The following is a 12,086-nucleotide window of genomic DNA, read 5'->3' as shown; positions in this document are numbered from 1 at the left end:
ATGCTGCTGAACCAGTTCCTCATCCTGTCTGCCGTGCTGTTCTCCATCGGTGTGTACGGCGTGCTGGCCCGTCGCAACGGCGTGCTGGTGCTGATGTCCATCGAGCTCATCTTGAACGCAGTGAACATCAACCTCGTGGCCTTCGGTGCCTTCCGGGCGTCGGTGGGCGGCGAGGTGTTTGCCCTGTTCGTCATCGCAGTTGCCGCGGCTGAGGTCGGGGTGGGCCTGGCCATGGTGCTGCTGTTGTACCGCAACCGTCGATCCATCGATCTCACCCTGATCGACCAGTTGAGGGGCTGATCACCGTGGACGCACTCCTCACCATCGCATCGGCGGCCGCCACCGCTTCGGCTACCGGCGACGGCCTGGCCCTCGGTATCACCGAGGGTGGTAGTTGGCTGCTTCGCAACGTCTGGCTGATCCCGTTGCTTCCCGCGCTCTCGTTCATCGGGATCCTGTTCTTCGGCAAGAAGATGCCCCGGGGCGGCTCGGAACTGGGCATTGCCGCGGTGGGCATCGCCTTCGTGCTGGCCCTGCTGACCGGCATCGCATGGGTCGACCACCGGGACAACTTCCACGGCGACGAGGTCCACGTGGCGGTCGTCCAGCTCGATGACCACGGGGTGGCCCACGGAGATGATCACGGGGCTGGACACGAGCCAGGCCATCCGTCGTTGGCCGTGCATCGCACCGCCACCTGGTTCCAGACCAACGGGGTGGAGTTCACCGTCGGTACCCTGGTCGACGGGCTGGCCGTGATGATGCTGCTCGTGGTGACCCTGGTGTCGCTGCTGGTTCACGTCTATTCCACCGACTACGTCCACGGCGACCGGCGCTACACCCACTTCTTCGCCTTCCTGTCCCTGTTCAGCGCGTCGATGCTCCTGCTGGTCGTGTCGGAGAACACGCTGCAGCTGCTGTGCGCCTGGGAGCTAGTCGGCGTCTGCTCGTTCGCCCTTATCGGTCACTGGTGGGAGGAGAAGCCCAACAGCGATGCGGCACTCAAGGCCTTCCTGACCAACCGGGTGGGCGACATGGGCCTCCTGGTCGGCGTGACCGTCCTATTCTTCGCCGCCGGTTCAGCCCTGCCTGACCGCTTCGGATCGTTCTCCATCGCCGAGACCAACGCGCTGGCCAACAGCGGGGCGCTGTCGCACACCACGTTGGTGGTGGCCGCCAGTTGCCTGATGGCTGCCGTGATGTCCAAGTCCGGACAGTTCTTCCTGCACACGTGGCTGCCCGACGCCATGGCCGGCCCGACGCCCGTCTCGGCGCTCATCCACGCGGCGACCATGGTGGTGGCCGGTGTCTTCATGATTGCCCGCATGTACGGGGTGTTCTTCGAGGGCTTCCAGATCGGGGGCAGTTCGATCAACCTCATGGCCTTCATCGGTGGCTTGACCACCATCGTGGGTGCACTGTTGGCCTTCGTGCAGCGCGACATCAAAAAGGTGCTCGCGTACTCGACGATTTCCCAGCTGGGTTACATGGTCCTGGCCCTGGGCGTGGGTGCCTGGACGGCGGCCGTATTCCACCTGTTCACCCACGCCTTCTTCAAGGCCTGCCTGTTCCTGGGTTCCGGTTCGGTCAGCCACGCCGTGCACAGCTTCGACATGAAGTCTGACATGGGTGGCCTCCGCAAGGACATGCCGCACACCTATCGGACGTTCATGATCGGCACTGTGGCCCTGGCCGGCCTTCCGCCGTTGGCCGGCTTCTGGTCCAAGGACGAGATCCTCGTTGGGACCGGTGGTTGGGGCCTGATGGGAGGCACCGGGGGCAACGGGGCCTACACCCTGATGCTGGGCATGGGCATGCTCACCGCGGCACTGACCGCTGCCTACATGACCCGCTGCGTCTACCTCACCTTCTTCGGTGAGTTCCGTGGTCACGGCGAACCCCACGAGTCGGGCCCGCGCATTACCGGCCCGTTGTGGATCCTGGCCGGGCTGGCCGTCGTGGCCGGCTTCTTCAACATGCCCAAGGGCTTCCAGTTGGCTCCCGGGTCGCTCCAGGAGCGCTTCGGCCACTTCGTGGAACCGGTAGCCGGCTACTTCCCGGCCATCAGCCACGCCACCCCGAGCTGGTCGCTGGCCATTGTCTCGACGCTGGTGGTCATCGGTGGCATCGCCGCATCCGGGTGGTACTACTTCGTCAAAGTGGAGGCCGCGTCCAAGGCCGCTGGTACCAGCCTCACCGAACTGCCCGATGGGCCGACCACCAAGTACCCGCTGGCCAGAATGGGCCACACCCTGCTGTCCAACAAGTACTACCTCGATCACTTCTACAACGGCGTCGTGGCCGATGGCACCAAGGGCCCGTTGGCCCGAATGGCCAATCGGATCAACCAGGACGTCATCGACCGCACCGTGGACGTGGTCGGCGAGACCGCCATAAAGGCCGGGACCGTCGTCTACGAAAAGATCGACCAGTTGGTGGTCGATGGGGCGGTTGACGCATCCGGACGCGGTGCATCCGGTGCAGGTGAAGAGCTTCGCAAGATCAACTCCGGAAAGGTCCAGAGCTACGCGGCGATCCTGTTCGCGGCAGCAACGGTCCTGGCCGGAATACTCATCGTCCTCGTCTAGGGAGACGCCGACATGGAAAATTTGCTCGACGGCTGGGGCATCACCCTCGCCACGTTTTCACCGCTTGTCGGTGCGGCGGTCATGATGCTCATCCCGAGGGAGCGAGAGGACCAGCACAAGCTGATCGCGCTCGTAACCTCGTTGTGGGTGGCGTTCGTGGGCGTCCTGCTGCTGATCCAGTTCGACCTGGATCACACCGACCGCCTCCAGTTCGGGGTCGACAAGGTCTGGATCGACGTGATCTCCAGCCGGTTCTCGGTGGGTATCGACGGCATGTCGCTACCGCTGATCCTGTTGACCATGCTGATCGTGCCGCTGTGCATCATCTACAGCTGGAACCACTTCCCGGATCCGGTCAACCCCAAGGCCTTCCTGATCCTGATCCTGATCCTCGAGACCGGGATGATCGGCACCTTCGTGGCCCAGGACCTGGTGCTCTTCTTCGTGTTCTTCGAGGTCGTGCTCCTGCCGATGTTCTTCATGATCGCCGTCTGGGGCGGCGAGGACCGGCGCTATGCCTCGCTGAAGTTCTTCCTCTACACGCTGTTCGGCTCGGCCCTGATGCTGGTCAGCTTCCTGGCCCTGTTCTTCCTGACCGGCGCCGAGACGTTCTCCATAGCCGGCCTGTCCGAAGCAGTGGCCGCCGGTGGCGTGTCCCGCACCGCGCAGCTGTGGATCTTCGGCGGGATGTTCCTTGGCTTCGGCATCAAGGTCCCGATGTTCCCGTTCCACACGTGGCTACCCGATGCCCACACCCAGGCCCCAACCGTCGGTTCAGTCATCCTGGCCGCCGTGCTGTTGAAGCTCGGCACCTACGGCTTCATTCGGATCGCTATCCCGATCCTGCCCGACGCCGCCGTCACGTGGGCACCGTGGATCGGCCTGTTGGCCGTGGTCGGGATCATCTATGGCGCGCTGGGCTGTCTGGCCCAGACCGACGTGAAACGGCTCATCGCCTTCTCGTCAGTGGCCCACATGGGCTTCGTGATGCTGGGCATTGCCACACTGACCGACTTCGGTATCAACGCGGCGATCATGGGCATGGTCGCCCACGGCCTCATCACCGGCATGCTCTTCTTCCTCGCCGGTTCGATGAAGGAGCGTTACCACACGCTCAAGATCAGCCGGCTCGGAGGCCTGCTGGTCCAGGCGCCCCGGATGGGCTGGATCTTCGGCTTCTGCGTAATGGCATCGCTCGGTTTGCCCGGCCTGGCCGGCTTCTGGGGTGAGTTCCCGGCCATCCTCTCGGCCTATAACCCGGCCAACGGCGTTCCCATCGAGACCTTCCGGACCTACATGGTCATCGCCGCGCTCGGCACGGTGCTGGCGGCCGGCTACCTGTTGTGGCTGCTCCAGCGGACCGCCTTCGGTAACCCGCCCGAGGAGTTTGCCGATGACCCGGCCATTACCGACACCACTAGGCACGAGTGGATCGCGTGGGCGCCGATCCTGGCCCTCATCGTGGCTATTGGTATCTACCCGAACCTGATCTTCCGGGTCTCCGACGGTGCGGTGGACGCATCGTTGAGCGACTGCTTGACCGTCGATGCCCACCAGTTGACCGACGAGGAGGTCGAGGCACTCGGCTGTTCGTACGTCTACCGACTTGGTGAGGCCGCTGGTCACGACGATGACCATGGCGACGATCACGAGGATGACGGCCACGCCGAGGAAGCCGACGAGCATGCGGCGGCCGGGAACTAGCCGGTGACCGACGCTCTCTTTCTCCTGGCGTTCCAGCGCCCCGCCATCGACTGGCACGGCATCGCGCCCGAACTGGTGCTGCTTGCCGCCGGCGCGCTGATCACGCTGGCCGACATCATCTTCCTGGAGAAGGCACGTCCGTTCACTGCGGCTTTGGCCGGTCTGGGTCTGTTGGCTACCGCTGTACCCCTGCTGACGTTGGCCGTCGACGGCACCGACCGGGTGATGTTCGATGGTGCTTACGTGGTCGACGAGTTCTCCCTCGTCGTAAAGGCCATCTTCCTGCTGGCCGGGTACGTGGTGGTCCTGCTGTCCACCAACTACGTGGCCGAGGGTGACTACTGGGAGAACGAGTACTACGGCCTCCTGCTGGCCTCAGTCATGGGCATGGTGATGATGGCCTCGGCCCGCGACCTGGTGTCGATCTTCGTCGCACTCGAGTTGCTCTCCATCCCGGCCTACCTGATGGCGGCGTGGCGCAAGCGAGACCTGCACTCCACCGAGGCGGGCCTGAAGTACTACCTGATGGGCGTGTTCGCTTCAGCGGTCATGCTCTACGGGATGTCGCTGCTCTACGGCGTGAGCGGCTCGACATTGTTGTCCGACATCGGTACGTCGATGGCGGCCGCTGGCACATCGACCGCCGTGGTCACTATGGGCATCGTGTTCATCGTGGCCGGCTTCGCCTTCAAGGTCTCGGCCGTGCCCTTCCACACGTGGGCACCCGATGTCTACGAGGGGGCGCCCACCCCGGTGACCGCCTTCCTCGCCGTGGCGTCCAAGGCCGCCGGATTCGTGGCCCTGCTGGCTCTCGTGTTCGTCGGCTTCTACTCCCGTAGTGAGGTCTGGGAGCCACTGATGTGGATCCTGGCCGCCACCTCGATGACCGTCGGCAACCTTGTGGCACTGCGCCAGACCAACGTGGTTCGCCTCATGGCGTACTCGGGTATCGCCCAGACAGGTTTCATGATTGCTCCTCTGGCCGTGGCTGGCCACGGATTGTCCAACGGGGACCAGGCGCTCTCAGCGGTCGTCACATATCTGGCCATCTACACGGCCATGAACCTCGGCGCCTTCGCCGTCATCATCGCTCTATCTCGCAAGACCGGCTCGGCCGAAGTCTCCTCATTCGGGGGGGCCTTCAGCTATGCCCCGGGCCTGACGGTGGCCATGACGATCTTCCTCTTCTCGCTGGCCGGGATCCCACCGCTGGGTGGTTGGTTCGCCAAGTTCGAGGTCTTCCGGGTGCTGGCCACCGCGGGCGAGCCGTGGGGCTACGTGCTGGCCGCCGTCGGTGCCGTGAACTCGGTGATCGCTCTCTACTACTACGCAGCGATCGCCCGCCGGATGTGGGCCGACGACGTGCCGGATGGCGACCATTCGCCGGTCTTGGTGACCCCATCGCTGGTTACGGCGCTGACCCTCTGTGGGGCGGTCACATTGGCCTTTGGCGTCGCCCCTCAGTTGGTGGCCCGCTTCACCGACGTGAGCCTGCTGGCCCTCGGGGGCTGACCCGCCCACTGCCGTGGAGATCTCGCTGGGTGCCCAGTCGCTGGGTGACCGGCTGGCCGAGTCCATCCGGGATGACGGCCCCATGGCGTTCAGCGCCTGGGTGGAAGCCTGCCTGTACGACCCTGACGGGGGCTTCTACGCGGCCGGCGGGAGCGCCGGTCGCCGTGGCGACTTCCTTACCTCCCCGGAGGTCGGCCCATTGTTCGGCGCCGTTCTGGCCCGTTGGATGGATACCCGCTGGGAGGCCTTGGGCCGTCCCAACGGGTTCGTGGTGGTCGAGGCCGCAGCGGGGTCGGGCACGCTGGCCCGAGCCGTGGTGGCGGCCGAACCGGCCTGTCTGACGGAGGGCCGATACATAATGGTGGAGCGGTCGGCTGCCCTCCGCTCCGTCCAGCCGACCGACGCCACGTTCCCCGGGGTCTGCCTGTCATCGGTGGCCCATCTGGCTGACGTGGGGTGCATCTCCCACGGGGTGGTGCTGGCCAACGAGTTGCTCGACAACCTGGCCTTCGGGCTTCTGGAGGTAGCGGACGGCCGGTGGCATGAAGTGCTCGTTGACAGGGAGTCGACGGGTACGACAGGGGAGTTCCGGGAAGTGCTTGGAGATCCCGTCGACCTACCGGCGCCCGTTGATGCCGCGGCGTGCAGCCCGGGCGCCCGGATTCCGGTCCAGGCTGAGGCGGCTGTCTGGGTGGACACCGCCCTTGGTCTGCTGGGGGTCGGATCCGTCTTGATCGTCGACTACGCGTCCACGACGTCAGCCATGGCCGCCCGCCCACCGGCCGAGTGGCTGCGGACATACCGGGGCCATGAACGGGGCGATGTCGCGACCAACGAACCTGGCACACAGGACGTGACCGTGGAGGTGGCCGTCGACCAGCTTCCCGACGGTGCCGTCGTTGCCACCCAGGCAGAGTTCCTGGGCGCCCACGGCATCGCCGAACTGGTCGACGAGGGTCGGCGAATCTGGAAAACAGCCGCCCACCTAGGTGACCTGACGGCCCTGCGTGGCCGGAGCCGGGTGATCGAATCTGAGGCACTGCTTGATCCATCGGGCCTCGGTGGCTTTACGGTGCTGGAGTGGGTCCGTTCCTCAAAGGTTGGTTCCCAATAGGAACCGGGGCCGGGCCACGGCCCGGACCGACGGTGCTGGCTAGGGTCCGGTCCCGCACGCCATTCGACGACCATCGGGGACCCCGGCCATGAGCGAACCCACGATCGAGGACTACTACGTCGAGGACCGCACCTTCCCGCCCTCGGTCGAATTCACTGCCGCAGCCCTGCTCGGCGATCGTTCCCACCACGAGGAGGCGGCTGCCGACTACGAGGCGTTCTGGGCCCGCCAGGCCCGTGAACTGCTGACCTGGGATCAGGACTTCCACACCACCCTGGAGTGGGATCTCCCGTTCGCCAAGTGGTTCGAGGGTGGCACCCTCAACCTGACCACCAACTGCCTGGACCGTCACGTCAATGCCGGGCTTGGCGACCGCATTGCCTACTTCTGGGAAGGCGAGCCGGGCGACACCAGGGAAATCACCTACGCGGACCTGCTCGACGAGGTCTGCCGGTTCGCCAATGTGCTCAAGGGACTCGGCCTCGAGCGTGGTGACCGGGTGGCCGTCTACATGCCGATGATCCCTGAGTTGCCGGTAGCCATGCTGGCATGTGCCCGGATCGGGGTGGCCCACAGCGTCATCTTCGGCGGTTTCTCCCCGGACTCGATCGTGGACCGTTGCGAGGACGCCGAGGCCCGTCTCGTCATCACCGCCGACGCCGGCTATCGCCGCGGCGAGCCCTCGGCCCTGAAGGTGAACGTGGACGCGGCGCTGACCGCCGGAGCCCCGTCGGTCGAGCACGTCGTGGTGGTGAACCGCTGCGACACAGCGGTCACCATGGTCGACGGTCGCGACCTCTGGTGGCACGAGCTCGTGGCCGATGCCTCGTCAGACTGCCCAGCCGAACCGATGGACGCCGAACAACTGCTGTACCTGTTGTACACGTCGGGCACCACTGCCAAGCCCAAGGGCATCATGCACACCACCGGGGGTTATCTCACTCAGGTGGCCTACACCCACCGCTACACCTTTGACGTGCGGCCCGAGTCAGACGTCTACTGGTGTGCGGCCGACATCGGTTGGGTGACCGGGCACAGCTACATCGTTTACGGACCGCTGGCTAACGGTTGCACGTCGGTCATGTACGAGGGCACCCCGGACACGCCCCGACCTGAGTTCCGGTCCGGCGACCGGGCCTCGTGGCCTCGGGACCGCCTCTGGGACATCATCGAGCGTTACGGCGTGACGCAGCTGTACACGGCACCAACGGCCATCCGGACGTTCATGAAGTGGGGGACGGCCGAGCCGTCCGATCACGACCTTTCGACGCTGCGGGTGCTTGGCACGGTCGGTGAACCCATAAACCCCGAAGCGTGGATGTGGTACCACGAACACATCGGGGGCGGGACATGCCCGATTGTCGACACCTGGTGGCAGACAGAGACCGGCGGCCACATGATCTCGCCGCTACCCGGGGTCACCACCACCAAGCCAGGGTCGGCGTGCCAGACCATTCCCGGGGTGTTCGCTGAACTGGTCGACGATGCCGGCCAGACGGTGGCCCAGGGCGGGGGCTACCTCACCATCACGCACCCGTGGCCATCGATGCTGCGGGGCATCTGGGGTGATCCCGAGCGCTACGCCGATACCTACTGGTCCCGGTTCGAGGGCCGCTACTTCGCGGGCGACGGTGCCAAGCTGGACGAAGATGGGTACCTGTGGTTGCTCGGCCGGGTCGACGACGTGATGAACGTGTCCGGGCACCGCATCTCGACGACCGAGGTGGAGTCGGCTCTCGTCGACCATCCCGCAGTCGCCGAAGCGGCCGTGGTGGGCGCCACCGATGAGACCACCGGCCAGGCCATCGTCGGCTACGTCATCCTGCGAGGCACCTACGCCGCGTCACCGGAACTCGCCGAGGAGGTCCGGGGCCACGTGGCCACCAAGCTGGGACCCATTGCCCGCCCCCGCGCCGTGGTGCTGGTGCCCGACCTTCCCAAGACTCGTAGCGGCAAGATCATGCGGCGCCTGCTACGAGACGTGGCCGAGGGGAGGGACCTAGGCGACACCACCACCCTGGCCGACAGCGGCGTGGTCGACGAGATCCGAACCCGGGCCGCTGAAGCCCCGCAGGAGGACTGAGCCACGGCGCCGGTCCGCTTCCTCCCTCCCGGCTCGGCCGGAGGGCCGCCCCTCGGGCCGGTGCTGGTCGTCGACGTGGACGGCGTGCTGTCGGACGCCTCGGGACGCCAGCACCTTCTGGGCGGCGGCGAGCGACAGTGGGCGGCGTTCTTCGAGGCTTCCGTGGACGATCCGCCGATTGTCGAGGGGATCGGCTTGGTTCGGGCGTTGGCTGATACCGGCGATGGTTCCAGTATCGATGGTGTCGGTGTCGGTGTCGGTGTCGGTGTCGCTGGGCACCCCACTGTGTTGCTGACCGCCCGCCCGTCCCGGCTGGCTGATACCACCATGGCGTGGATGGGACGCCACGGCATTGCCTGGGACCTGTTGGTCATGCGGGCCGACGACGACCACCGCAGCTCGCCGGACGTCAAGCGTGAGGCGGTGGCCGATCTGAGAGCCACCGGCTACGAGCCCGTTCTAGCGATTGAGGACGACCCGCGTAACGCCGAGATGTACCGGGCCGAAGGTGTGCCTGTCGTCTACGTCCACTCGGGGTACTACGACCTATAGTCCGGGACCTGCGACACGCGGAGGTCACTGGATCTTCGGCCCGGTGCGCGTGGATCGCTTCCACGCCCGCCTCTACGCTGGATCTCCCCGATCGGATACGGAGCCCTTCGTTGCTGAACACCGCCAAGACCTTCGTCCTGCTGGCCCTGCTGGGCGGCCTTTTCATCGTGGTAGGTGGCGCCATCGGCGGCAGTGGTGGCATGGCCTTCGGCCTCATCCTTGGTCTGGTCATGGTCGGTGGTTCCTACTGGTTCAGCGACCGGATCGCCATTGCCTCGGCAAAGGCGGTGCCGGCCGACGAGACCTCCCATCCCGAGTACCACCGCATCATGCGCGAGCTCTCGATGGCTGCGGAGATGCCCATGCCCAAGCTCTACGTCTCGCCCAATCCACAGCCCAACGCCTTCGCCACCGGCCGCAACCCCGACCACGCGGCCGTCGCTGTGACCGAGGGCCTACTGGCCCACATGGAGTGGAGCGAGGTACGCGGCGTGCTGGCCCACGAGCTGATGCACGTCCGCAACCGCGACATCCTGATTGGCTCGGTGGCTGCCACCGTGGGCATGGCCATCACGATGATCGCCCGCATGGCCATGTTCGCCGCAATGTTCGGTGGTGGGCGTGACCGGGATCGGAACCCGATCGGGGAGATCGCCTTTGCCATTCTCGCCCCGGTGGCCGCCATGCTGATCCAGGCGGCCATCAGCCGCAGCCGGGAATTCCAAGCTGACGCCTCGGCGGCCCGTTTGATCGGCGACGGCGAGCCGCTGGCCCGGGCGCTCGAGAAGTTGGACCTGGCTGCCGGCCGGATCCCGTCGGGCGTCGATCCGAACCAGGCCTCGAGCTACATCATCGACCCGCTCAAGGCCCAGGCTCGTGGCGGTGCACGTGGTGGTTCAAAGTTGTTCTCGACCCATCCGCCGACCGCTGATCGCATAGCCCGCCTGCGTGGCGGCGACTGGACCAACGGGCCCATTTCCTGACCCGTTTCCCGACTGGTCGCGGCAGCGCCTCGGCTGATCAGTCCCGGAAGTTCTCGAACTGCAGGGGGATGCCGAGGTCTGCGGCCTTTAGGGCCGCTATGACTTCCTGGAGGGCGTCACGCTTCTTGGCCGTCACCCGGACCTGGTCTCCCTGGGTTTGGGATTGCACGCCCTTGAGACTGAGGTCCTTGATGGCCTTGTTCACGCCCTTGGCCTTCTCCGAATCGATGCCGGCCTGCAGTCGGGCCAGCTGACGGGACCGGGCCCCGCTGGCTGCTTCGACCTCGGCCCAGTCCAGGGACTTGAGCGAGACGTTCCGACGCACCAGTTTCTCTTCGAGCACTACGACCAGGGCGGCTAGGCGGTCCTCGGTCGAGGACTCCAACTTGATGGCGCCCTCCTGAAGTTCGATCACCGACTCGGTTCCCTTGAAGTCGAAGCGGGTGCGTACCTCGCGAGAGGCCTGGTCCACCGCGTTACGGACCTCCTGTAGGTCAACCTGGGAGACGACGTCGAAACTCGGCATGGCGCGCAGGCTAGTCAGCGGCGGTCGTCGTGGACCGCCCCGGTGGTGGGTATCCTCCACATCTTCTGGGTCGGTGCCCGAGTGGCCAAAGGGAACGGGCTGTAAACCCGTCGGCATTGCCTTCGGAGGTTCAAATCCTCCCCGGCCCACCAACCGTCGTCTCAGGCGGCGGTACGGGGAACGGTTGACGGGTCCGCTCCGGCGGGCCCGTTCCCCGTTCCGGTAAGACCCGTTTACCGCATTCAGAGGGCCAGTATCTGGAAGGCAGGAAGCTCAGTCGTCGAAGACAAGCTGCATGACGGTCACATCGACCCATCGGTTGAATTTGCGACCCACCTGACGTTCCACACCCACCTCGACGAAGCCGTGCTTGGCATGGAGGGTCGTGCTCGCCTCGTTACCTCCCCCGATCCTGGCGATGACCGAGTGGAAACCGCTGGTCCGTGCCACCTCGACGAGGTCGCCCATCAGCCGGTCGGCCACACCCCTGTTCCGGTACCCGTCGGCGACGTAGATGGAGTTCTCGACGGTGCTTCGGTAGGCGGCTCGCTCCCGGAACGGGGACAGCGAGGCGAACCCCATGATGACCTGGTCGTCGGGCCCGCCTTCGACGGCCACCAGCACGCTGAACGCTCCCGACCGGTCGGCCATCCAGATCTCCTGAGCAGAGACGCTGCGTTCCACGATGTCGAACGTGGCCGTCGAGGTACGTACCTCGTGGTTGTAGATGGCCCGGATCGCTTCGGCATCACCGGACCGGGCCAGCCGGATCTCCATGGGCGCTGACGGTACCCGGTGGCGGAACACCGGTGGGATTGGTCGGATCGCGTGGCATCATTGTGCCCGGTCATCGTGAGGTGATCAGGCTCCCTTAGCTCAGTCGGCAGAGCGTCTCCATGGTAAGGAGAAGGTCGACAGTTCGATTCTGTCAGGGAGCTCGCTGGCGACGTAGCTCAGCTGGTGAGAGCGCTCGACTCATAATCGAGAGGTCGACAGTTCGAATCTGTCCGTCGCTACAAGCATC

Annotated in this window: 10 protein-coding genes and 3 tRNA genes; 11 read left to right on the top strand and 2 right to left on the bottom strand. The window is 65.6% G+C overall.

What is annotated here, in order from left to right; all coding sequences use genetic code 11:
* From nuoK to QF777_08745, 8 genes are all read left to right on the top strand, one after another.
* On the top strand, positions 1 to 300 hold the full coding sequence (gene nuoK, locus QF777_08780) for an NADH-quinone oxidoreductase subunit NuoK (protein MDP6911640.1): 300 nt from the start codon (positions 1 to 3) through the stop codon (positions 298 to 300).
* Positions 301 to 305: 5 nt separating this feature from the next.
* Entirely contained in the window at positions 306 to 2,588 is a 2,283-nt protein-coding gene (locus tag QF777_08775; protein MDP6911639.1) for an NADH-quinone oxidoreductase subunit L, read from the top strand.
* A 12-nt stretch (positions 2,589 to 2,600) separates the two neighbouring features.
* Positions 2,601 to 4,292 (top strand): NADH-quinone oxidoreductase subunit M, encoded by a 1,692-nt coding sequence (locus QF777_08770; protein MDP6911638.1) that lies wholly within the window; start codon positions 2,601 to 2,603, stop codon positions 4,290 to 4,292.
* A gap of 3 nt (positions 4,293 to 4,295) precedes the next feature.
* Positions 4,296 to 5,804, top strand: a complete 1,509-nt coding sequence (locus QF777_08765; protein ID MDP6911637.1) for an NADH-quinone oxidoreductase subunit N — start codon at positions 4,296 to 4,298, stop codon at positions 5,802 to 5,804.
* Between the two features lie 13 nt (positions 5,805 to 5,817).
* Complete coding sequence (locus QF777_08760; protein ID MDP6911636.1) at positions 5,818 to 6,918, top strand: SAM-dependent methyltransferase; 1,101 nt, start codon at positions 5,818 to 5,820, stop codon at positions 6,916 to 6,918.
* An 88-nt stretch (positions 6,919 to 7,006) separates the two neighbouring features.
* On the top strand, positions 7,007 to 9,001 hold the full coding sequence (gene acs / locus QF777_08755; GenBank protein ID MDP6911635.1) for an acetate--CoA ligase: 1,995 nt from the start codon (positions 7,007 to 7,009) through the stop codon (positions 8,999 to 9,001).
* 60 nt (positions 9,002 to 9,061) lie between these two features.
* Positions 9,062 to 9,553 carry a hypothetical protein gene (locus QF777_08750; protein MDP6911634.1) on the top strand — a complete coding sequence of 164 codons (492 nt, stop codon included), beginning with the start codon at positions 9,062 to 9,064 and terminating at the stop codon, positions 9,551 to 9,553.
* Positions 9,554 to 9,663: 110 nt separating this feature from the next.
* Positions 9,664 to 10,536 (top strand): zinc metalloprotease HtpX, encoded by an 873-nt coding sequence (locus tag QF777_08745; GenBank protein ID MDP6911633.1) that lies wholly within the window; start codon positions 9,664 to 9,666, stop codon positions 10,534 to 10,536.
* Between the two features lie 37 nt (positions 10,537 to 10,573).
* Here the strand turns inward: QF777_08745 and QF777_08740 are convergent, their stop codons facing one another.
* Positions 10,574 to 11,062: a YajQ family cyclic di-GMP-binding protein gene (locus tag QF777_08740; GenBank protein MDP6911632.1), complete on the bottom strand. Its 489-nt coding sequence runs from the start codon at positions 11,060 to 11,062 to the stop codon at positions 10,574 to 10,576.
* Between the two features lie 67 nt (positions 11,063 to 11,129).
* Here QF777_08740 and QF777_08735 point away from each other — a divergent pair.
* Positions 11,130 to 11,214: transfer RNA gene (locus QF777_08735), tRNA-Tyr, on the top strand.
* 121 nt (positions 11,215 to 11,335) lie between these two features.
* On the opposite strand, the gene QF777_08730 is transcribed toward QF777_08735, so the two are convergent.
* The gene (locus QF777_08730; protein MDP6911631.1) at positions 11,336 to 11,839 is read right to left on the bottom strand and encodes an N-acetyltransferase family protein; all 504 of its coding nucleotides are present in this window, start codon (positions 11,837 to 11,839) and stop codon (positions 11,336 to 11,338) included.
* Positions 11,840 to 11,927: 88 nt separating this feature from the next.
* On the opposite strand from QF777_08730, the gene QF777_08725 reads away from it, so the two are divergent.
* Positions 11,928 to 12,000: transfer RNA gene (locus QF777_08725), tRNA-Thr, on the top strand.
* A gap of 4 nt (positions 12,001 to 12,004) precedes the next feature.
* Positions 12,005 to 12,078, top strand: a tRNA-Met gene (locus tag QF777_08720).
* The last annotated feature ends 8 nt before the right edge of the window (positions 12,079 to 12,086 follow it).

The organism is Acidimicrobiales bacterium (assembly GCA_030747595.1).
Classification (GTDB): Bacteria; Actinomycetota; Acidimicrobiia; order Acidimicrobiales; family MedAcidi-G1; genus UBA9410.
The sequence above is the reverse complement of the archived record's forward strand: the minus strand, read 5'-3'. Positions and strand labels throughout refer to the sequence as shown.